The organism is Streptomyces sp. NPDC030165 (assembly GCF_055573595.1).
In genome coordinates, this window is sequence record NZ_JBVIBD010000004.1 from 141,263 (window position 1) to 162,858 (window position 21,596).

Annotated in this window: 15 protein-coding genes, 3 tRNA genes and 2 pseudogenes; 12 read left to right on the forward strand and 8 right to left on the reverse strand. The window is 71.1% G+C overall.

What is annotated here, in order from left to right:
- Positions 1-75 precede the first annotated feature (75 nt).
- Positions 76-936 (forward strand): DUF1906 domain-containing protein, encoded by an 861-nt coding sequence (locus ACZ4Z1_RS09510; protein WP_468486008.1) that lies wholly within the window; start codon positions 76-78, stop codon positions 934-936.
- Positions 937-1,238: 302 nt separating this feature from the next.
- The gene (locus ACZ4Z1_RS09515; protein WP_468486009.1) at positions 1,239-1,772 is read left to right on the forward strand and encodes a SigE family RNA polymerase sigma factor; all 534 of its coding nucleotides are present in this window, start codon (positions 1,239-1,241) and stop codon (positions 1,770-1,772) included.
- Positions 1,773-1,793: 21 nt separating this feature from the next.
- On the opposite strand, the gene ACZ4Z1_RS09520 is transcribed toward ACZ4Z1_RS09515, so the two are convergent.
- Together ACZ4Z1_RS09520 and ACZ4Z1_RS09525 are read right to left on the reverse strand one after the other, a co-directional pair.
- Entirely contained in the window at positions 1,794-2,633 is an 840-nt protein-coding gene (locus ACZ4Z1_RS09520; protein ID WP_468486010.1) for an MOSC domain-containing protein, read from the reverse strand.
- A 202-nt stretch (positions 2,634-2,835) separates the two neighbouring features.
- Positions 2,836-2,967 carry a lasso RiPP family leader peptide-containing protein gene (locus ACZ4Z1_RS09525; protein ID WP_468486011.1) on the reverse strand — a complete coding sequence of 44 codons (132 nt, stop codon included), beginning with the start codon at positions 2,965-2,967 and terminating at the stop codon, positions 2,836-2,838.
- Positions 2,968-3,324: 357 nt separating this feature from the next.
- Here ACZ4Z1_RS09525 and ACZ4Z1_RS09530 point away from each other — a divergent pair, with 357 nt between their 5' ends.
- Complete coding sequence (locus ACZ4Z1_RS09530) at positions 3,325-4,977, forward strand: long-chain fatty acid--CoA ligase (protein WP_468486012.1); 1,653 nt, start codon at positions 3,325-3,327, stop codon at positions 4,975-4,977.
- Between the two features lie 88 nt (positions 4,978-5,065).
- On the opposite strand, the gene ACZ4Z1_RS09535 is transcribed toward ACZ4Z1_RS09530, so the two are convergent.
- Positions 5,066-9,442 (reverse strand): response regulator, encoded by a 4,377-nt coding sequence (locus tag ACZ4Z1_RS09535; protein ID WP_468486013.1) that lies wholly within the window; start codon positions 9,440-9,442, stop codon positions 5,066-5,068.
- 193 nt (positions 9,443-9,635) lie between these two features.
- The gene (locus ACZ4Z1_RS09540; protein WP_468486014.1) at positions 9,636-10,121 is read right to left on the reverse strand and encodes an SSI family serine proteinase inhibitor; all 486 of its coding nucleotides are present in this window, start codon (positions 10,119-10,121) and stop codon (positions 9,636-9,638) included.
- Between the two features lie 411 nt (positions 10,122-10,532).
- On the opposite strand from ACZ4Z1_RS09540, the gene ACZ4Z1_RS09545 reads away from it, so the two are divergent.
- The 5 genes and pseudogenes from ACZ4Z1_RS09545 to ACZ4Z1_RS09565 form a co-directional block, all read left to right on the forward strand.
- Positions 10,533-10,623: transfer RNA gene (locus ACZ4Z1_RS09545), tRNA-Ser, on the forward strand.
- Between the two features lie 150 nt (positions 10,624-10,773).
- Positions 10,774-11,529 (forward strand): HD domain-containing protein, encoded by a 756-nt coding sequence (locus tag ACZ4Z1_RS09550; protein WP_468486015.1) that lies wholly within the window; start codon positions 10,774-10,776, stop codon positions 11,527-11,529.
- A 132-nt stretch (positions 11,530-11,661) separates the two neighbouring features.
- Positions 11,662-11,734 (forward strand) — tRNA-Arg (locus tag ACZ4Z1_RS09555).
- 483 nt (positions 11,735-12,217) lie between these two features.
- A pseudogene (locus tag ACZ4Z1_RS09560) lies at positions 12,218-13,459 on the forward strand (IS701 family transposase).
- A gap of 234 nt (positions 13,460-13,693) precedes the next feature.
- A pseudogene (locus ACZ4Z1_RS09565) lies at positions 13,694-14,502 on the forward strand (IS5 family transposase); the annotation flags it as partial.
- A 134-nt stretch (positions 14,503-14,636) separates the two neighbouring features.
- Here the strand turns inward: ACZ4Z1_RS09565 and ACZ4Z1_RS09570 are convergent.
- Together ACZ4Z1_RS09570 and ACZ4Z1_RS09575 are read right to left on the reverse strand one after the other, a co-directional pair.
- A complete protein-coding gene (locus ACZ4Z1_RS09570; RefSeq protein ID WP_468486016.1) occupies positions 14,637-15,281 on the reverse strand; it encodes an MAE_28990/MAE_18760 family HEPN-like nuclease in 645 nt (214 codons plus the stop codon).
- 13 nt (positions 15,282-15,294) lie between these two features.
- Entirely contained in the window at positions 15,295-16,398 is a 1,104-nt protein-coding gene (locus ACZ4Z1_RS09575) for a GmrSD restriction endonuclease domain-containing protein (protein WP_468486017.1), read from the reverse strand.
- Between the two features lie 279 nt (positions 16,399-16,677).
- On the opposite strand from ACZ4Z1_RS09575, the gene ACZ4Z1_RS09580 reads away from it, so the two are divergent.
- A tRNA-Met gene (locus ACZ4Z1_RS09580) sits at positions 16,678-16,751 on the forward strand.
- Positions 16,752-16,815: 64 nt separating this feature from the next.
- Here ACZ4Z1_RS09580 and ACZ4Z1_RS09585 read toward each other — a convergent pair.
- A complete protein-coding gene (locus ACZ4Z1_RS09585; protein ID WP_468486018.1) occupies positions 16,816-17,595 on the reverse strand; it encodes an NAD(P)H-dependent oxidoreductase in 780 nt (259 codons plus the stop codon).
- A 97-nt stretch (positions 17,596-17,692) separates the two neighbouring features.
- Here ACZ4Z1_RS09585 and ACZ4Z1_RS09590 point away from each other — a divergent pair, with 97 nt between their 5' ends.
- Complete coding sequence (locus tag ACZ4Z1_RS09590) at positions 17,693-18,808, forward strand: GlxA family transcriptional regulator (protein ID WP_468486019.1); 1,116 nt, start codon at positions 17,693-17,695, stop codon at positions 18,806-18,808.
- Positions 18,805-19,722 carry a DUF2797 domain-containing protein gene (locus ACZ4Z1_RS09595; RefSeq protein WP_468486020.1) on the forward strand — a complete coding sequence of 306 codons (918 nt, stop codon included), beginning with the start codon at positions 18,805-18,807 and terminating at the stop codon, positions 19,720-19,722. The genes ACZ4Z1_RS09590 and ACZ4Z1_RS09595 overlap by 4 nt, the downstream gene beginning before the upstream one ends.
- An 86-nt stretch (positions 19,723-19,808) precedes the next feature.
- Here the strand turns inward: ACZ4Z1_RS09595 and ACZ4Z1_RS09600 are convergent, their stop codons facing one another.
- On the reverse strand, positions 19,809-20,384 hold the full coding sequence (locus ACZ4Z1_RS09600; protein WP_468486021.1) for an NADPH-dependent FMN reductase: 576 nt from the start codon (positions 20,382-20,384) through the stop codon (positions 19,809-19,811).
- 417 nt (positions 20,385-20,801) lie between these two features.
- On the opposite strand from ACZ4Z1_RS09600, the gene ACZ4Z1_RS09605 reads away from it, so the two are divergent.
- The gene (locus ACZ4Z1_RS09605) at positions 20,802-21,551 is read left to right on the forward strand and encodes a response regulator transcription factor (protein WP_468486022.1); all 750 of its coding nucleotides are present in this window, start codon (positions 20,802-20,804) and stop codon (positions 21,549-21,551) included.
- Positions 21,552-21,596 lie beyond the last annotated feature (45 nt).

Below are 21,596 nucleotides of genomic sequence, written 5' to 3' on the forward strand. Positions count from 1 at the left end.
CCCGGAAGATTGAATGAGTGCGGCCACTGGCGTGTCCGGCGCGCGGCGCCCCTGACCCGCACTTTGACTCCGGGTATGGGATCGACAAAAAGGATCATCCGACGCGGCACTCAGCGCCCCACCGTCCTGGTCACGGCCCTGACCGGCCTGCTCGGTCTGCTGGCCACACTCCTCGCCCCGGCCGCCGGCGCGGAACCCGACCGGGCCGGCCCACGCGGCCCGAATGTGTTCCAGGGCTGGGCGTTCGACACCTGCAAGACGCCCTCGCAGAGCACCATGCAGGCGTGGAAGGGCTCCAAGTACCGCGGCGTCGGCATCTATTTCGGCGGGCGCGGCCGGGCCTGCCCCAACCAGCCGAACCTCAGCCGCGACTGGGTACGCGCCGTCCACGGTGCGGGCTGGCGGCTGCTGCCGCTGTACGTCGGCTCGCAGGCACCCTGCGTCGTCAACCAGCACAAGCGGAAGGTGACCATCGGCAGTCGCCCGGCGCAGGCCGGCACGAATGAGGCCCAGGACGCGGTACGGCGCGCCAAGGCGCTGGGCATCGCCCCGGACAGCGCGCTGTACCTGGACATGGAGGCGTACAGCCTGCGCGACGCGGGCTGCACCCGTAAGACACTGGATTACATCCGGGCCTGGAACCGGGAGACCGTCCGCCAGGGCTACGTGCCGGGTTTCTACAGCAGCGCCGACTCCGGCGTACGGCACATGGAGCGGGCACGGCAGGCCGGCACGCGGGACCTGCCGACGGTGATGTGGTTCGCGCGCTGGCACGCCAAGCCGAACCTCTACGGCGAGCCCGAACTGTCCCGCACGGCGTGGCGTCCGCACCGGCGGATCCACCAGTACGCGGGCAATGTCGCCGAGACGCATGGCGGCCGCAGGATGGTCATCGACCGCAACCAGGTGGACGCACCGGTCGCCGTGATCAGGTAGGCCGGTAGGGCAGCCCGGCCGGGCAGTCCGTCCGGGCGGGCCGCCCGGACGAGCCCGGCGGGACCCCGGAACACGGATTCCGGGGTCCTGACGAAGGCAGGTGCGGGATGGGGTGCGGAACCGGGACCGGGCCGGGACCGGGCCCGGGACCTGACGAAAGTGGGACAGTGACCCTGACGGGGGACGAGTGGCTGTCCGCCTTTAGGAGGTGGGGGCAACCCCACCCGTACAACTTGAGAGGGAGGCTTCTTCGGCACCTGGGGGCGATCCGTCACGGCACACCGCGCTTCTAGCGTTGGACCATGACCACGCCAGTGTGCACCAGCGCCTCCCGCGCCGCTGTGTTCCCGTCATTCTCGTCGTACGTACGGGCCCGCGGGCCGGTGCTGCTGCGGACCGCCCGCTCGCTCACGGCCAACCCGAGCGACGCCGAGGACCTGCTGCAGACCGCGCTGACCAAGACGTTCGTGGCGTGGGAGCGGATCGAGGACCACCGGGCGCTCGACGGGTACGTGCGCCGCGCCCTGCTGAACACCCGTACCTCGCAGTGGCGCAAGCGCAAGGTCGACGAGTTCGCCTGCGAGGAGATACCCGAGCCCGACCCGGTGCCGGCGCCCGACCCGGCCGAGGCCCAGGTGCTGCGGGACGCGATGTGGCGGGCGGTGCTGCGGCTGCCGGCGCGGCAGCGGGCCATGGTCGTGCTCCGCTATTACGAGGACCTCAGCGAGGCGCAGACGGCGGAGGTGCTCGGGGTCTCCGTCGGTACGGTCAAGAGCGCGGTCTCCCGGGCCCTGGCCAAACTGCGCGACGACCCGGAACTGTCCGTCGCGGCGTAGGACGTCCGTCCGCCCACCGCCTCACACCACCCGCACCGCGTCCCCCTGCCGGATGCGTCCCGGCCGTACGACCTGCGCGTACACGCCCGCGCACGGCTGCGGGCCCATGTCCTCCATCGGCACCACCCGGTTGTGCCGCGCGGGCACCCGCAGGGCGTCGGGGTCGCGTGGCAGGCGGCCGTGTTCCAGCGTCGGTACGGCGCAGCGCGGTGTGCGGGCCACGACCCGGAGGGTGAGTTCGTCGCCGATGCGCAGTTCGCGGCCGGGCCAGTCGTTCTCGACGAAACCGGCGGCCTCGGTGCGGATGACGACGTTGGGGCGGTAGCGCTCGGCCTCGACGGTGGTGGCCCGGGGGCCGAGTTCGGTGATCCGGTCGAGGGTGGCGCGGGTGATCAGGTGCAGCGGCGCGTAGTCGAAGAAGGTGCCGGGCGGGGCCTGGGCGCCGATCTCCAGCGTGTCGTACCCGACCCGGGCCGCCGCTCCGGCGTCCAGGACCTCCTCGGGGCGGGAGCGTTCCAGGGTGGCGCTCTCGGGTGGGGTGCCGGTCAGCGTGACGGGGTGCCCGAGGTGCGCGGAGAGCGTCTTGTGCACGTGCGCGTCGGTGGACCGTACGGTCCGGCCGGAGGGGAGCGTGATCCGTACGGCACCGTCGATGATCTCGGCCCGCAACTTCAGCAAGTCGCGCCACAGGCGGGGGTTCTTGGCGCTGGCGACCTGGCCGGATGTCTGGTGCACCAGGGCGAGCGCGCGGTCTCCCGCCAGCCCGCGGGCGTCCGCCGCGGCGTCCGGAACCTCCTCACCCAACAGTGATTTCACCGGATACCGCCACAGCGTGGTCACCGTTCCCACCATCGTCCCCATACCTCCAGGCTGCCACGACCGTAGCGCCCGAGACTCCTGAATTCTCCGCGCAGTGGTCCCCTACCGTGCGATACGGGACCGGCGCCGCCGTCGGGGATGCGGTCGGTCGGCGTGCCCGCGATGCGGTCGGTGGGCCGGCCGCCGCGACGGCCGGCCGTACGGTGGCTTCGGGAGTGTCTGTGGGGTCAGGGTCGGACATGTCCTAGGACAGGCCGAAGAACGCGGAGTAGCCGTCCCAATAGATCCCCGAATAGCCGTGTGTCACGTCGGTGAAGTCGCCGACTTCGGTCAGCTCGGGGGTTTCGTAGTCGGTCTCTTCCTGGTGCTCTCGCATGGTCCGACCTCCGTCCGGAGCGTGTGCCTGCCAAGAGCATTCCCGGTCGTCGCGGCCGCGCCACCACCCCTTTGGAGTGGGCGAGGGGTGCGCGGGCGTGCGGTCCTCTCCCGAGGAGCGCCGCACGGCCTGCGGCGGACACCTGCCCGACATGGCGAAGATGGCCTGATCGGGACTCACCTCATGGGGCGGTCGGCGCCCCGCCGTACCGCTCACCGGCGGTGTCGCGGAGCCGCCGAGCGCCGGGACAACGGCTGAATCCGTACTGGCCGGGTAGTGACATACCGCGAGGAACACCAGCACAATCGCCAGGAACTTACCCGCGCGTAACAGGCGCACCCTATGGGGAGGCTCCCGGTGCAGAGCACGATGCAAGACGTACCCCTGCTCGTTTCGAGGATCTTGACGCACGGCGCGACGATCCACGGAAAGGCCGAGGTGATCACCTGGACCGGTGAAGGCGAACCGCACCGCCGCGGTTACGCGGAGATCGGCACCCGTGCCGCCCGGCTCGCCCACGCCCTCCACGACGAATTGGGTGTCCGCGGCGACGAGCGGGTGGCGACGCTCATGTGGAACAACGCCGAGCACCTGGAGGCGTACCTCGCCATCCCCTCCATGGGCGCCGTGCTCCACACCCTCAACCTGCGGCTGCCCGCCGAGCAGCTGGTGTGGATCGTCAACCACGCCGCGGACCGGGTCGTCCTGGTCAACGGCTCCCTGCTGCCGCTGCTGGCACCGCTGCTGCCGCACCTGCCGACGGTCGAGCACGTCGTCGTGGCGGGGGCGGGCGACCGTTCCGTACTGCAAGGGGCCCGGCCCCGCCTCCACGAGTACGAGGAGCTGATCGCCGGCCGTTCGCAGCACTACGACTGGCCGGAGCTCGACGAACGGCAGGCCGCCGCGCTCTGCTACACCTCCGGCACGACCGGCGACCCGAAGGGCGTGGCCTACAGCCACCGGTCCCTGTACCTGCACTCCATGCAGGTCAACAATGCCGAGGCGTTCGCGCTGGGCGGCAAGGACATCGCGATGCCTGTAGTGCCCATGTTCCATGTGAACGCATGGGGCCTGCCGCACGCCTCCTTCATGGCGGGAGCCTCCCTGCTGATGCCGGACCGGTTCCTGCAGCCGGGGCCGATCGCCGAGATGATCGAGACGGTACGGCCGACCGTCGCCGCCGCCGTGCCCACCATCTGGCAGGGCCTGCTCGGCGAGCTGGACGCCACCAAGCGGGACGTCACCTCGCTGCGCAACGTCGTCATCGGCGGCTCCGCGTGTCCCCCGTCCCTGATGCGCGCCTTCGAGGAACGGCACGGCCTGCGTGTGGTGCACGCCTGGGGCATGACCGAGACCTCCCCGCTCGGCTCGGTCTCGCACCCGCCGGCCGGCGTGAGCGGCGAGCAGGAGTGGGCCTACCGCGCGACGCAGGGCCGCTTCCCCGCCTCGGTGGAGGCCCGGCTGGCCGGCCCCGACGGCGAGTACCTGCCGTGGGACGGGGAGTCGGCGGGCGAGCTGGAGGTACGGGGACCGTGGATCGCGGGCGCGTACTACGGCGGCGCGGACGGCGCCGACCTGCGCCCCGAGGACAAGTTCAGCCCCGACGGCTGGCTGCGCACCGGCGACGTCGGCACGATCACGCCGGACGGCTACCTCACCCTCACCGACCGCGCCAAGGACGTCATCAAGTCCGGCGGCGAGTGGATCTCCTCGGTCGAGCTGGAGAACCACCTGATGGCCCACCCGGAGGTCGCGGAGGCCGCGGTGATCGCCGTACCCGACGACAAGTGGGGCGAACGCCCCCTGGCCGCCGTAGTGCTGCGGGACGGCGCCGGCGCCGGTTTCGAGGAGCTGCGCACCTTCCTCGGCGAGCGGGTGGCGCGCTGGCAGCTTCCGGAGCGGTGGACGGCGGTGGCGGCCGTACCGAAGACCAGCGTCGGCAAGTTCGACAAGAAGGTGCTGCGCAGGCAGTACGCGGACGGGGAGCTGACGGTCACCCGGGTGGGGTGAGGCGGCGGCGCACCCGTACGGGAGGGGCCGGCGGAGTGGCCGGCCCCGGGGCCGCCGCCCGCCCCCGGCCGCCCGGTGACCCGTCCGCTCAGTTCGTACCGATCTTGGCGAGCAGGTCGACGATCCGGGCCTGGACCTCCGCGCTCGTCGAGCGTTCCGCCAGGAACAGGACGGTCTCGCCCGCCGCGAGCCGCGGCAGCTGGGCCGGATCGAGGTCCGCCGACGTGTAGACGACCAGCGGGGTGCGGTTGAGCAGGCCGTTCGAGCGCAGCCAGTCGACGATTCCGGCCCGGCGGCGGCGTACCTGCATCAGGTCCATCACCACCAGGTTCGGCCGCATCTGGGCCGCGAGCGTGACCGCGTCCGCGTCCGTCGCCGCCCGCGCGACCTGCATGCCGCGCCGTTCCAGCGAGGCGGTCAGCGCCCCGGCGACGGCGTCGTTCTCCTCGGTCAGCAGGACCCGGGGCGGGTGCTGCTCGCTGTCGCGCGGGGCGAGCGCCTTGAGGAGTACGGCCGGGTCGGCCCCGTAGGCGGCCTCCCGTGTCGCCTGGCCGAGTCCGGCCGTCACCAGCACCGGCACCTCGGCCGCCACCGCCGCCGTACGCAGCGACTGCAGCGCGGTACGGGTGATCGGCCCGGTCAGCGGATCGACGAACAGCGCCGCCGGGTACGCGGCGATCTGCGCGTCCACCTCCTCGCGGGAGTTGACGATGACCGGACGGTAGCCGCGGTCGCTCAGCGCCTGCTGGGTGGAGACGTCCGGGGCGGGCCAGACCAGCAGCCGGCGCGGGTTGTCCAGCGGCTCCGGCGGCAACTCGTCGTCCATCGGCTGCGGCTGCGGCTCGGTCACCTCGACGGCGCCGTTCGGCCCGTCCAGCGGCTCGGGGCCCTCGCTGCCCTCGTCGGGCGCGGAGACGGCGAACGCGCGCCCCTCCGAGGCGTTCAGCAGGTGCTGCTGCGGCGCCTGTTGCTGGTGAGGCTGGGGCTGCGGCTGTCCCGGTGCGGGGGCGCCGGGCTGCGGGTGCGGCCGGGCCTCGGCGGGGGCGGCGTCGGACGCGGCCGTACGCTCCCCCTCCTGCGGCGGCTGCGCCAGCTTGCGGCGGCGGCCCGAGCCCGCGGCGGGCGCACCGGGCGCGGCACCTCCGGGCGCCCCCGGACGCTGCTGCTCGGCGAGCTGCTGCGAGAACGGCACGCCCTGCCCGAGCGTACGCACACTGAACGCGCGCCCGTGGGAGTGACCGGCGGCAGGCCCGCCCGCCAGGTCGTCACCTTCCGGAGCCTCCGCGGCCTCCGCGGCCTCCGGGGAGGCGGACGCGGGCATGGGCTGCCGAGGGGCGGACGGGTCGGACGGGGCGGACGCGGGCGGTACGGAGGGCTGGGCGGGCCGGGCCATACCGGGGGCTTCGGCGGGGCCGACGGGGCCGGTGCCGATCTCGTGTCCGGGCCCGTCCCCGGGCGTACCGGCGGGAGCCGGCTGAGCCGGGTTCTGGTGCTGCGGTCCCTGGCCGCCCTGCTCGGCCTGCTCGGCCTCCACCGGGCTGGGGCGTCCACGCCGCCGCCCGGTCGGCGCGGGCGGAACGTCCCCGGCCGCCGGAGCGGTACCGGGAGCGGCCGCCGCAGCGGTACCAGGGGCAGCCGTGGGAGCGGCTCCGGGAGCCGCCGTCGGCCCGTCCTCGATGGGGTGCGCCACCAGCCCCTCCGGCCCGGCGACGAATGTCCCCGTCGACTCCGAATCGGCCATCGCGGCAGCGGCCCGCTCCTCGGCGGCGGCCCGACGCGCACGGCGCCGGCCGGTCGGCTCAGGGCCCCAGCCACTTTCGGGCGCACCCGGCTCGGGCACCGCCCCGGCCGGATCACCGGCCGCGCCGGGCGTACCGGGACGCGCGCGGCGGCGGCCCGTACCGCTGCCCGCGCTCGCGTCCGTACCCGTGCCCGTACCGCCCCGCGGGCCATCGGCCTGACCGGAATCCTGACCGGAATTCTGTCCGGGCAGGGCCGGCAGCCCGGGCAGCGGGGACTGCGGAAGCTGGTCCGCGGCGGCGGGCGGCAGCGCGAAGGCCGAGTGCGCGGTGCGGGCGGGGGCCTGCGACTGGTTCGGGATGGGGCGCTCGGCCGTGTCGGCCAGCGCCCTGCGTGCCCGGCGCCCGGACGCCGGCACCTGGGCCTGAGCCTGCACCGCCTGGGCCTGAGCCTGGGCCGGGTGGGCCTGGGCATGACCGGCCTGGGCGTGCACCGCCTGCCCCTGCCCCGGACCCTGCCCGAGCTGCTGTGCCTGTCCCGGCCCCTGCCCCGGCCCCTGTCCGTGCGCCTGAGCCTGCCTCTGCGGGCCGCCGGCGGCCGCCGGGAGCGCGGCTCGTGCGCCGCCCTCCGGTGTGCCCTGTGCGCCCTGTGTGCCCTGGGTGTCCTGCTGGACCCGGCGCCGGCCTCCCGGCGGTACGACCTCGGCCCCGGCCATGCCCTGCGGCATTCCGGGTGCGCCGGCCATGCCCGGGTGCGTACCCGGACGCCCGTCGCCGCCAGGACCCGTACCGCGTACGCCGGTGCCGCCCGTGCCCTGCGGCCCGGCCGCATCGGCTTCGCTGCGGGACCGGGGCACCTGGCCGTTGCCGTTCCCGGCCGCCGCGGGGCCGCCGCCCGGCTGCTGCTCCGGCACGTCACCGTGCCGCGCCCTGCGCCGCCCGGTCGGCGGGCCCTCGGCCCCACCGTCCGTACGGGCCGTACCGCCACCCGCCGCACCGGACGCATCCGGGGCCCCGGAACCGGCCGCGGCCCCTTCAGCGCCCTGAGCGTGCGCCGTCTGCCCCGGCGCCCCTTGGGCCCCCTGAGCCCCCTGGGCCTTGGCCCCGTCGGCCCCCCGGCCCTGCGTCTGCTGTGTCCCGCGAGCCCGCTCGGCGGGCACCGGCATCACCGTCGTCTCGTTGCCCGTCGCCTCGCGCGCCCGGTCCGGGCCCGCGGCGCCGGACACCGGCGCGCCACCGGCCGTCACCGGCACTTCGAGCACGTACGCGCTGCCGCCCGCGCCCGGCACCTCGTGCGTCTGCAGTACGCCGCCGTGCTGCCGCACGATGCCGCGCACGATGGGCGCGTGGACCGGGTTGCCGCCGCCGTACGGGCCGCGCACCTCGATCCGTACGACCTCGCCACGCTGCGCCGCGGCGACCACGATCGTCGAGTCCCCGGAGGCGGTCGCCTCGGCCGTACCGCCGGACGTCTTGCCCGTGGCGTCCACGCCCGCCACGTCCGCGATCAGGTGGGACAGCGCCTGCGCGAGCCGCTCCGCGTCCACCTCGGCCTCGATCGGCGGCGCGTGCACCGCGAACTGCGCGCGGCCCGGGCCGATCAGCTCGATTGCGCCCTCGACGCCGGCCGCCACGACCCCGTCGAGCGAGACCTTGGCGCGCGTGAGTCGTTCGCCGCCCGCGTCCAGCCGCTGGTAGCTCAGCACGTTGTCGACGAGCGTCGTCATCCGCGCGTACCCGGCGGCGAGGTGGTGCAGGATCTGGTTGGCCTCCGGCCACAGCTGGCCGGCCGGGTCGGACGCCAGCGTGCCCAGCTCCGCCTTCAGCTCCTCCAGGGGGCCGCGCAGCGACTGGTCCAGTACGGCCAGCAGCTGCGTGTGGCGCGCCGCCAGCGCGTCGTAGGGGCGCCGGTCGGTGAACGTCATCACCGCGCCGACGAGCTGGTCGCCGTCGCGCACCGGCGCGGTCGTCAGGTCCACCGGGACCGACCGGCCGTCCTTGGCCCACAGCGCCTGCCCCCGCACCCGGTGCTTGCGCCCGGAGCGCAGGGAGTCGGCGAGCGGCGTCTCCTCCCAGGGCAGCGGCGTGCCGTCGGCCCGCGAGTGGTGGATGAGCGGGTGCAGTTCCCTGCCGCCCAGCTCGCTGGCCCGGTAGCCGAGGATCTGCGCGGCGGACGGGTTGACGAGGACGACCTTGCCGTCGGAGTCGACGCCGACGACGCCCTCGGCCGCCGCGCGCAGGATCATCTCGGTCTGTCGCTGCTGGCGGGCCAGCTCGGTCTCGGTGTCGAGCGTCCCGGTGAGGTCCCGTACGACGAGCATCAGCAGCTCGTCGCCGGTGTAGCCGTTGCGGTGGTCGGCGTACGCGGCCTCGAAGGCGGACTCGTACGGGGTCCGGCCGTCCTCCAGGTTCGCGCTGGTCACCTCGACCAGCAGTTCACTGCCGTCGGTACGCCGCGCCACCATCCGGGTGGGCTTCGTCCGCGGGCCCTGGTCCTGCTCGTCGTGGCGCCGCATCGAACCGGGGATGCGTTTGGAGTCGAAGGACGGCAGCAGGTCCAGCAGCCCGCGGCCCACCAGGGCGGTGCCCGGGGCCTCGAAGGTCTCCAGGGCGATGGCGTTCGCGTTGACGACCGTGCCGTTGCAGTTCACCAGCAGCAACGCGTCCGGCAGAGCGTCGAGTATGGCTGCGAGGCGAGCAGCGCCTCGGGATGGCCTGCTGCTCACGACGACGCTTCCTCCCTGCAGTTACCGCACCTTGCCGAGCCCGCCGCCACGTCCGCCGCGGGTCACTGGAAGGGAGTCTACGGGCACCGGATGTGGACGCGGAGACGGATGACGAGGAGGTAATGCCACGGGATTGTGCGACTCGTCGCACGCCCGACATGTGCCCCGCGTCCTGAACTGGCCCGCTTCTACGTCACGAAGCGACCGAGGGCAGCACCGGCACGAACCGGTCCCAGCGGCTGATCTCACACCCGTCGGTGCGCTTGAACTGGGCGTCGACCCTGCGCCCCGCCCAGGTCCCGGTGACCCGCGCGGTGGCCGGGCCGCCGTACTGCATCGTGCACTTGCTGCCCTTCGGCACGCCCGCGAACAGGTCCTTGCCCCACCGCGTCAGGCTGTCCAGCTTGGCGCATGCACCGCGCGCGTCGGTGTGGGTGCCGCGCGCCGGGTGGCAGTACAGCTCGTACGTACCGTTCGCGGCCGCCTTGCCGGTGTCGCTGACCGTGATCGTGAGGTGGTCGGAGGAGTGCGACAGCAGCGGCAGGGGCGCCGTGACGGACGGGGACCCGACGGAGACGTCGGCGGGGGCGGCGGACGCGGCGGCCGGCGCCATCAGCGTGAGGGCGGCGACGGCGGGGGTGGCAGCCGTGGCGAAGCGGGACAGCCGGTGGAACGGCATCACGGGCTCCTGGAGGTACGGGTACGGGGACGGGTGGTGCGGGGGCGGTACGCGGGCCCCCTTGCCGGGACCCGTCCGCCCCCGCAGCGTCTAACGCGCCACCGGGGCCGACGTTGCGCGTGGCGTACCGGCCGGCGCGCTGTTTGAGGGCCGTTCGATCGGCGGGGCGCAGCGCCTGGCCGGCACGGGGCCGGTCCGTACGGAGCCCGGCTCGTACGCGTACGCGGACCCACCCCCTATGCGACGCCCGCCCTGCCCGAAGATCGTGCGGCAGGCACCCGAACCACCCCGTAAAGACCTTTGCCGCTCGGCCCGTCCGCCGAGTACCGTAGGGGTCGATTGGTGACAGCCCGCCGAGCTGTGCCATCATCTGGTCACGCCACATCGCGCTTGCGCGCGGTCGAGGCGTGTGGAGGCGTCGCCTAGTCCGGTCTATGGCGCCGCACTGCTAATGCGGTTTGGGTCTTAAAGCCCATCGAGGGTTCAAATCCCTCCGCCTCCGCTCCATTGCGTTCAGGCCCCGGTCATCACGACCGGGGCCTGAACGCTTTTCTCCGCCGCGCTGTGCACGCAATCCCCGCCGTACGGGCCACGACCCCACCTGGCCGAAATCCCCCGGGCGCGGCGCCCCTCCCCGAGCGACCCTGTCCCCATGCCACCCGACCGGGACAAGCCCCATCCCCCCGCCCAGCCCCCGCCTTCATCCCCACCCCCGCCCTCACTCTCCTCCCCAACCGCAATCCGCCGCGCAACCCACACCGCCCACACCACCCACACCCACATCGCCGGCATCCCCCTCCCGGACTCCGCCCTGGCCAGAGAGGCCACCGAGCTGATCCGGAACACCACCGACGAACTGATCTACCACCACTCCCGCCGGGTCTATCTCTTCGGCGCCCGGCACGGCCGCGACCAGGGCCTGCCCTTCGACGCGGAAGTTCTCTACGTCGGCGCCCTCTTCCACAGCCTCGGCCTGACCGACCGGTACCGCTCCTCCCGGCAGCGCTTCGAACTGGACGGCGCCGACGAAGCCCACCGCTTCCTGACCGCCCACGGCGCTCCGCCGGCCCGCGCCCGCCTCGCCTGGGAAGCCGTGGCCCTGCACACGACCCCGGAGATCCCCCACCGCATGGCCCCGGAGATCGCCCTCCTCGCCACCGGCTACGAACTCGACGTCCTCGGCATCGGCTACGACACCCTCCCGCCGCAGACCCGCACCGAGATCCTCACGGCCCACCCCCGCCCCGACTTCAAGCGCCGCATCCTCCGCGCCCTCCACCGGGCCGTCGCCCACCGCCCCGAAACCACCACCGGCACCGTCGCGGCCGACGTCCTGGCCCGCCTCGCCCCCCACCACACCCGTCCGGACTTCGTACGGATCCTCGACTCCACCGCCTGGCCCGAGTAGCCCCCACCCGCCACCCACAGGGTGTTTCCGCAGGTCAGAGGGGGTGTAGCAATCGGATTTCGCCTCACGGCGTGGTTCATGTAATGTTGTTCCCGCAACGCCGACCGGCAAGAAAAACCGCCGGAAAGCCAAGCGCTCGTAGCTTAACGGATAGAGCATCTGACTACGGATCAGAAGGTTGCAGGTTCGAATCCTGCCGAGCGCACAGCAGGTCAAAGCCCCCGCCGGGTCATCCGGGCGGGGGTTTTGTCGTGCGGTACAGCAGCGAGGTACAGCAACCGCTGAAGCTGCTTCGGCGCCTCCATCAGGGAGGCCGCGTCCGTCTTGATTTCGTCCTCCGCCACCGCCTGGGGCAGACCGACCCTGCGAAGCGACAGGATCGGCCTGGAACGCCCGGGGGGAGCCATACGCCTCACAACACGTTCAGCGGCGCAGCAGCGGCGAGCGGGCGCCCGCTCGCCGCTTCCCCTGGCTGCGGCACCGACACTCGGATTTGAGCCTGTCAGTCACCTCGCACACGTCCCGGCAGCCCGGACAATGAGCTCGCCCTGCTCTTAGTACTGCGGTGGGACTTCACCATTCCCGCCGGTCAGACGCGGTCTTTCGAGCCTAGCGGGCGGACGGTGCCCCACGGGCCGGTTTCGGGGTGCCGCCGTGGACAGCGGGGTGGAACGCTCAGGCTCGGGGCATGATGGCGGACTTTGTCACGGGGGGCTGGAGTGCAGAGCTCGAAGACCTGTTCCTGCGGGTGGGTGGAAGGTTCGGCCGGGTCGAGGTGCGGCGTCGGATGCGGGACTACGTGCGGGGCCTGCTGGGCCCGGTGAGCCGCAAGAACAGCTGGCAGCTGGCCGAGTACGCCGGTCACAACGGCCCCTACGGCCTGCAGCACCTGCTGTCGTGGAGCCGGTGGGGCCCCGATGAGCTGCGCGATGACGTGCAGAGTTACGTTGCCGAGAAGCTCGGTACCCCGGACGGGGTCCTGATCGTCAACGACACCGGGTTCGTGAAGCAGGGCACCGTCTCGGTCGGGGTGCAGCGGCAGTACTCCGGCACGGCCGGACGGACCGAGAACTGTCAGATCGGCGTCTTCGCCGCCTATGTCTCCAGTCGGGGGCGGGCGCTGGTGGACCGGGAGTTGTATCTGCCCAAGTAGTAGACGAAGGATGGGGACCGCTGCCGGGCCGCCCGCATCCCGGCCGAGCGTGGCTTCGCCACCAAGGGGCAACTGGCCCACACCCTGGTCCTGCGGGTGCTGGCCTCGTCGCTGCCGATCGCCTGGGGGAGCGCCGACAGTCGTTACGGGCAGGAGTGGCGCTTTCGTCACCTGCTCGAGCAGGCCCAGGTCGGCTGCGTGCTCGCGGTGCCCAAGTCCCAGCAGCTGAAGTCGCTGTTCGGGATCTGGCGCATCGACCAGGTGATCGCTGATGCGCCGGACGACGCCTGGCAGATCTTGTCCTGCGGCGACGGTGCCAAGGGACCGCGCGTCTACGACTGGGCCGCGGCGAAGCTGCCTGTCAATATCGTCTTCGACCCTGATCCGCCCACGCACGAGCGATGGGTGCTGGCCCGTCGCAGTCTCAGGCGTCTCGACGAGATCGCCTACTACCTGGCCTACGCGCCCGTTGGCACTGCCGTTGAAAGGCTGGTCGGTGTCGCCGGCTCCCGCTGGGCGATCGAGGAGTGCTTCCAGGCCGCCAAGGGCCAGTGCGGCCTGGACCAGTACGAAGTGCGCCGCTACCCAGGCTGGTATCGGCACATCACCCTGGCCATGCTCGCGCACGCCTTTCTCGCCGCCATGGCCGCGGCCGCGGTCAAAAAGGGGGCGGCCGAAACGACACAGCCGGCCTGGCCCCGCTCACCGTGGCAGAGGTCCGGCGTCTGCTGGCTGCTGTCCGCCCCCGGCCGGCGCACCGCGGTGGCGGCGCACTGACCTGGTCCCGCTGGCGCAGACGCCACCAGGCCATCGCCCGCGCCTGCCACTACCGCAGACGCGTCCGCGACTGACGCGGCATCCCGAAACCGGCCCGTGGGGCACCGTCCGCCCGCTAGGCTCGAAAGACCGCGTCTGACCAGCGGGAATGGTGAAGTCCCACTGGAGTATTAGAGGTCCTAACAGAAGCTGTTGATCATGTGACTTTCGGTTCGGGTAGTCGTTGGTCCGGCCGTGGGGAAACGTCAGTCGCGGCCGTGGATCGTGTCGGATGAACTGTGGTCGCTCCTCGAGCCGCTGTTGCCCGAGCCGGTGCCGAAGCAGGTGGAGGGACGCCCCCGGGTGCCGGACCGGCAGGCACTCTGCGGGATCCTGTTCGTGCTGCATACCGGGATCCAGTGGGAGTACCTGCCGCAGGAGCTGGGCTTCGGCTCCGGGATGACCTACTGGCGGCGTCTGGCTGCGTGGAACGATGCCGTCGTCTGGGACGAACTGCACTTGGTGCTGCTGAAGAAGCTGCGGGTCGGGAAGAAGCTGGACTGGTCGCGGGCGGTGATCGACTCCTCTCACGTCAGGGCCGCTCGCCGGGGCCCCAAAGCGGCCCCAGCCCGGTCGACCGAGCACGTCCGGGCAGCAAGCACCACCTCATCGTCGACGGCCGGGGCATTCCACTCGCCGTCTCGCTGACCGGCGGCAACCGCAACGACGTCACCCAGCTGATCCCCCTGCTGAAGAAGATCCCATCGGTCGCCGGCCTGGTAGGACGGCCACGCAACCGACCTGACAGCCTGCTCGGCGACCGCGGCTACGACCACGACAAGTACCGCCGTCTCGTCCGGGCGCTGGGCATCAGACCGGTGATCGCCCGCCGCGGCGTCCCACACGGTTCCGGCCTCGGCGTTTACCGGTGGGTCGTGGAGCGGACCATCGCATGGCTCCACGGCTTCCGCCGGCTACGGATCCGCTGGGAACGACGCGACGACATCCACGAAGCCTTCCTCGGCCTCGCCACCTGCCTCATCACCCACCGACACGTCCGACGCCTTTGTTACGACCTCTTACAGCGGGCCCCAGGCCGGGAGATTCCGGAGCCGACCAATCCGGTTGGCTGGCACGGAGGGCCGACAGATCACCGTGGGCCAGGTCTCTGTCATGCGAAGGGAACTCGATTTTTCTGTCAACAGGAAGCTACGTACAGTCTGTCCCGAGCGGCATCAAGCAGCTGATTGGCGTAGAGGTCCAAGAGGTCGCGCACGGAACTGAGTCGCTCAGCGGCATCCGTTTCATTGAACACAGTCAGCTCGCCGTGGGCTACTTGATTCCGCCCATGAACGAGTTTCTCGTCGATGAAAGCCTGACGGGTTGAATAAGCGTCCAGATAGGGAAGCCCCAATCCAGTGACGAGCGACTGAAAAACAGTCGATGACAGGTTGCTCTCAGTGTCAATGCATTTTTCCGGGGATATGGAGAAAACTTTTGCCCGGTCCGCATCAATCGATGACAGGACTTCATCCAGAAAGCTGACTTTCGAACTTTTTTGGGCGCGCTTGAAGTGACTTGCGACGTATGCGGCCTGGAAGCAGTTTTTGAGTTCGTGAACAGGGACCTGCTGCCCGTTGATATGCTTGATGTACAGGGCGCTGGCGCCTTTGATGAATCCTTCCCAATGGGCGTATGTGAAGACGACTGTGGCTCGGCACATCAAATTTTTATGCGGCTGGCCGGTGGAGGGCGTTTGGATGGCCACAGCTAGGCGGGATAGCTCTAGCTTGCGGTGACCTAGGTCTTTCTGAACCTTTTCGCTGAATTTTTGTAGGTCCACGAGTGCTCTCCGTTTAGCGCGCGAAGAGCTGCCGACCGAAGGGGATGGTCTTTTTCATTCGCTGGTCAGCGCGCACGCCAGTCGCGTGGCGAGCGGAGAAGGCAGGGGCCAGCCACAGCTCTGTCCTCTTGCTCTGCACTTCGGAAGGATCCGGCTCGATGTTAGGGAGGCCATAACCCATGCCAAGCGCAATGGCCTCGAACGCGGTCAGGGAGAACGGGCCTTCCGCACGCCCCTTTGCAGGGTTCCAGCGTCGCAGAATCTCCGCTCCGCCCGCTTCGACGATCACCTCGAATACGCGCTTGAAGATTTCGCTCTCCATGTCGAGGCGCGCAGCGTCATACTCGGTAAATGTGACGAGTTCGGCAGTCAGGAAGTCGCCAATGTTCCCGATCGATGCGATCCCTGGCTCGGGAAGCTGGCGAAGGAAAATGAAGCGAAGTGCCAGCTCCATATGATAGCGCTCATCAATGAGGCGATCGGGGAGTTCCAAAGCATCCAGGAAAGCAGGGGTCTGAGAAACCTCGGTAAGCCATTCAAAGTGATGCTTGCTCATGCTGACGAGCAGGCAATTGCGGAGCTCCTGAGGAGTCGCAACAGAGCCGAATGAATTGAGTCGCTGGAAGAGGTCGTACTTCGCCCGGTTGTCGCTCTCCCTCTTGATGATTTTCATGTCCACGCGAGCGCGCTTGAAGTCGAGTCGCTGAGTGGCATCTAGTGAACGCTCGGCTCCCTCTGTAGGCTCGTAGGAGCAGCCCTCCAGCAGCGACAGGAACGGCGCAGAGGAACAGATGAGCGGCTTGTAGCGCTTATCCTCCTCGTCTTTCAAGATTCCCATGAACTGGAAGATCGTGGATAGGCGCTGCACGCCGTCGACTACATCCCAGACGCCGTTCTCGTTCTGCGCCACGAAGACGCTAGGCAATGGAATACCCAGAAGGATGCTCTCAATCAGCCGGCTCTTCTGCCCCTCTTCCCACCTGAAAATTCGTTGGAATTCTGGATGGATGTCCATCTCGCCGTCACGGTAAAGGTTCGACAGTTCCCCGATTGACATCGGGTAGGAATCGGTTGCAATTTGTCGCCGATAACCGCTGATCTGTTCCTCGAGGGTCATGCGTGGAGAATAGCAGTCGTGGGTTTCATGAAGGCAGGAAGTTACCAAAAAACCGTTCGTCTTCGTCATCCTGGTTGAGGCGCTCGAAGAGAGGGCGACGGCAGGACTGGGCAACCGCGACAACCCCTGACGCCGTCGGAGTGGGCGTGACGCGCCGCTTTGTCATGGTTGCTGACGGATCGGGACAGGGGCGGGTCGGGAGGGGCGTGGGCCTTCTGGCGAGGCGTGGAGCAACGATTTCCCTTGGGGGCGGGAGTGGCGTAGTGTCTGGGGAACCGACGCGGGGTGGAGCAGCTCGGTAGCTCGCTGGGCTCATAACCCAGAGGTCGCAGGTTCAAATCCTGTCCCCGCTACTGCGAAGACCGGTCCGGCACGGAAACGTGCCGGACCGGTCTTTTTTGCATGGGCGTGTGCGGGTTACCGGGCGTCCGTGTAGTGCAGGGCCGGGCCGGTGGTGTGGGGGGCGAGGTCCGGGCGGAGGGTGAGGGTTTCCGGGTCGTAGTCGGGGGAGTTCTGGCGGCGGAAGGGGAGGGGCGGGGTCGAGGGCAGGTCCAGGAGGCGGGTGCGGAGCCGGTCGGCGGTGTCCTTGAAGGTGGTGGGGGTTATCCGGTCGGCCGAGGGGACGAGGAAGGGCGGGACGACGCTCATGCCCGTGTACCAGAAGGTGCCGTGGTGGAGGGGGAAGAGCAGGTCGTTGAGGTCGCCGTTGACGCCTCGGGGGCCGATGGAGGAGGGGCGGGCGCCGGCGGTGACGACGACCATGGCGCGCTTGCCGGTGAGCGGGCCGTCGCCGTAGCGGAGGGCCTGCCCGGTGGCGGGGTCGTTGATGCCGTACGCGAAGCCCTTGACGAAGACGCGGTCGAACCAGCCCTTCAGGATCGCGGGCATTCCGTACCACCACAGGGGGAACTGGACGACGAAGGTGTCGGCCCAGAGGAGCTTCTCCTGCTCGGCGCGGATGTCGGGGCTCAAGGCGCCGCTGGTGAAGGCGCGTTCGGAGGCGTTGCCGACACGGAGGCGTTCCTCGGGGGAGTGGTCGAAGTCGCCGGCGTCGACGACCGGGTTCCACTTCATGGCGTAGAGGTCGGAGAGCCGGACCTCGTGGCCGTGGTCGCGCAGGGTGCGCAGGCCCTCGTCCTTGAGGGAGCCGTTCAGGGAGTGCTCTTCGGGGTGGGCGGCGAGCCACAGGACCTTCATGGGGAACCTTCCAAGGGCGAGAGTGGTCGGGGATGAGATGAGCGGATCCGGTTGCTTCGATCTTGGGGGCGGTGGGTTGGGGCGGGCCAGTGGCCGGATGGCCATGGTGTGCAAGGATCGGGCCATGAGTGTCTTCGCGGAGGACGGGCGGCACAGGGTCGCCGTACTGGTGCGGCACGGGCTGCTGCCGATGGAGCTGGGGATCGTGCACCGGCTCTTCGGGTACGCCGAGGCGGCCGACGGTCGGCGGCTGTACGAGGTGGTGACGTGTGCGCCGGAGCCGGGGGAGCTTCGTACGGACGCGGATTTCACGGTCCACGTGCGGAACGGGCCCGAGGCGCTGGCGGAGGCCGACACCGTCGTGGTGCCGGCCTCGGAGCAGGACTACGGGACGGACGACGGCTGCCTGAGCGAGGAAATGGCGCGGGCGGTGGCGCGTATCCGTCCCGGAGCCCGGGTCGCCTCGATCTGCACCGGATCATTCGTGCTGGCGGCGGCCGGGCTGCTGGAGGGGCGGCGGGCGACGACGCACTGGCGGTCGGCGGAGCAGTTCCGGCGTCTGTTCCCGGCGGTGGAGCTGGATGCGGATGTTCTGTACACGGATGAGGAGGGTGTACTCACGGCCGCGGGGGTCGCTTCGGGGATCGACCTGTGCCTGCACATGATCAGGTGTGATCACGGGGCGGCGGTGGCCAACGAAGTGGCGCGGCGTACGGTCGTGCCGCCGCACCGGGAGGGCGGGCAGGCCCAGTTCATCCGGCGGCCGGTGCCCGAACCGCAGTACTCCTCGACGGCCGCGGCCCGCGCCTGGGCGCTGGAGCACTTGGACCGGCCGCTGTCCCTGCGGGAACTGGCGGCCTGCGAGGCGATGAGCGTACGGACCTTCACCCGGCGGTTCCGGGAGGAGGCCGGGGTCTCGCCGCTGCAGTGGCTGACGCAGCAGCGCGTCGAGCGGGCCCGGCAGCTCCTGGAGGAGACCGAGCTGACGGTGGACCGGGTGGCGGCGGACGCCGGATTCGGTACGGCGGCTTCGCTGCGGCAGCACTTCCAGGCCGCGGTCGGTGTGTCGCCCAGTGCGTATCGCGGCACCTTCAGGGGAGCGGCGGGTGGTCCGGTGGGGGGCGCCTCCGGTGCGGTGGGGGCGGCGGTCGATTCGGCGGGAGCTGGTGCGGTGGGAGTGGCGGGTGCGTCTGAGGCGAGGGGACAGGCGTGAGTGGTGCGAGTGACTGGTGGTGTACGGGGCCGAGCTGGGCCGGGGACGAACCGGGGCTCGGCTGGTACTGCCCCGGGCGCGGCGCTCGGCGGCGCAGCGCCCTGACCGCCGGCAAGGCCCTGGCGTTCGTGGTGACGGGCGAGCGGCGGTGCCTCGGGGTGCGGCGGGGCGCGCGGTGGACGGCCTGCCCGTACGCGGCGGTGATCGACGGCGGGGCTACGCGGGACCAGTGCGCGGACTGCGCTCGGCTCGACCGTTCGCGGTCGGTGGCGGCGGACACGATGGCCGACGATCCCCGTACGTACGGCGTCTACCTGGCGTACTTCGGGCCCGGCCTGCTGAAGGTGGGCATCACGGCGGCAGAGCGCGGAGCGGCACGCCTGGTGGAGCAGGGGGCGGTCACGTACGCGTGGCTCGGGTACGGGCCGCTGATGGCCGCGCGGCGGGCGGAAGCGCTGCTGGGCAGCGCGCTGGACGTACGGGACCGGTTCGGCAAGGCGGAGAAGCGGGCGGCGCGCGCCGCGCTGCCGCCGGTGCCGGACCGGGTGGCAGCGCTGGCAGGCCTGCACGGTGCGGCATGCGGGCTGACGGGGTGGCCGGAGGCGCTGGAACCGGCCGCGTTCGCGTGGACGGACCACACGGAGGCCTTCGGGCTCGCGCGGATCCCGGCGGGGGCCGGGGAGATCGCGGGGCTGGCCGCGGGGGAGGAGGTCGTGGGGACTGTGGTGGCGGCGGTGGGAACTGACGTGTATGTGCGGGGCGTTGAGGACACTGAGGGTGGGACCGGGGTCTTTGTGGTGGACGGGCGGCTGCTGGCTGGGTGGGTGTTGCGGAGTGCGGTGGGTGGGGTGACCACGGCGGTGGTGCGGGCTCCGAAGGGCGGGGCGGGTGAGGAGCAGGGGAGTTTGTTCTAGGGGAGGGGACGGAGGGGGGCGGTGGAACGGTGGAGGCTGTAGGGAGGGGACGGGGACGGAGGGGACGACTGGCATCGCGGTGTCTGTCACGGCAACGCGGCGCGGCTGTTGGGGATGTGAGCGGGGGCGGAGCCGGGGAGGGCCGCCGCCAGCGCTGCCAGGGCCGTGCGGAGTTCCTGGAGGGTGGCGGGGTCGGTCACGGTTCCGTTGGCCGGGTCGGTCTTCGGGCCGATGGCCGTGAGGTTGCGGCAGGCGTCCGGGACCACGTCGGCGGACATCATGCGCAGGGTCTCGCACAGCTGCTCGTGCGCGTACCCGGCGCCGGCCGGTGAGGGGGAGGCGGTCAGCACCGCGGTCGGCTTGCCCAGGAACTCGGCGCTGCTGACCAGCCAGTCGAGGGCGTTCTTGAGGACGCCGGGGACGCCGTGGGCGTACTCCGGGCTGACGACCAGTACGGCGTCCGCCTCGGCCACGGCGTGGCGCAGGGCGGCCACCGGAGCGGGCGGTGTGGCGTCCTCGGTGTCCAGGTCGGGGTTGAAATGGGGAAGCGCGGAGAGCTCGCCGACGGTTGACGCGGCGTCGGTCAGCGCGAGGGCGGAACGCAGGACGGCGCCGTTGGAGGAGCGGGCGCGCAGGCTGCCGTTGAGAGCGAGGAGCTTCATCCCGGAACGGTACGGGTTGACGTCGGGGTGAAGGGAAGGGCCGGGGGAGTGGCGTGGGGCGGTTGGTGGCGTGGGCGCTCGTACGGGGGCCGGGTGAGGGCGGGGGCGGGGCTCGTACGGCGGTGGGGACGGGTACGGGGCCCGTATGGCGGCGGGGCGGGGGCGGGTGCCGTTCGGTTCGGGGTGGTGCCGGGCGGTTCTCCGAGGCGCCGGTGGACGGCTTTTCGGGGCGAAGCCGCAGGTCAGGGCGATTGTCAGTGGTGGGTGCGATGCTGTTTCCAGTGGTGACCGGCTGGACCGCGCGGGGGGCGGCCCAGTCCGGTCCCACTGAAGCAGTGCTGCGGTGACGGGTGTTTCTCAGGAGATTCACAGATACGCGCAAGACGGCTCTCAGAGGGGGTGGTCAGCCTCGACAGCATGACCGTGACAGCGTCCACATCCACCGCCAAGAAGCGTGCCGAGCTGCTGCGTCCCGACGGGAGCCCGGTACGGGTGCTGGTCGTCGACGACGAGGCGTCGCTCGCCGAACTGCTCTCCTTGGCGCTGCGTTACGAGGGCTGGGACATCCGCGCGGAAGGTGACGGTACGGCCGCACTGCGGGCGGCACGTGAGTGGCGGCCGGACGCGGTCCTGCTCGACGTGATGCTGCCGGACATGGACGGCCTGACCGTACTGGGGCGGCTGCGCCACGAACTGCCCGAGGTGCCGGTGCTGTTCCTGACCGCCAAGGACGCGGTCGAGGACCGGATCGCCGGGCTGACGGCGGGCGGCGACGACTATGTGACCAAGCCTTTCAGCCTGGAGGAGGTGGTGGCACGGCTGCGCGGTCTGCTGCGCCGTGCGGGCGCGGCGGCGGGACGCGGCGAGTCGTTGCTCTCGGTGGGCGACCTGCTGCTCGACGAGGAGAGCCACGAGGTGTGGCGGGGCGGCCAGGAGATCCACCTGACGGCCACCGAGTTCGAGCTGCTGCGTTACCTGATGCGCAACCCGCGCCGGGTGCTGAGCAAGACGCAGATCCTGGACCGGGTGTGGAGCTACGACTTCGGCGGCCAGGCCAACGTCGTGGAGCTGTACATCTCGTACCTGCGCCGCAAGATCGACGCGGGCCGCAGCCCGATGATTCACACGCGCCGTGGCGCCGGATACCTGATCAAGCCGGGCGAGTAACGGGTGGCCGGAGCCACGGCCGCAAGCGCCGGACCGACGGCCGTG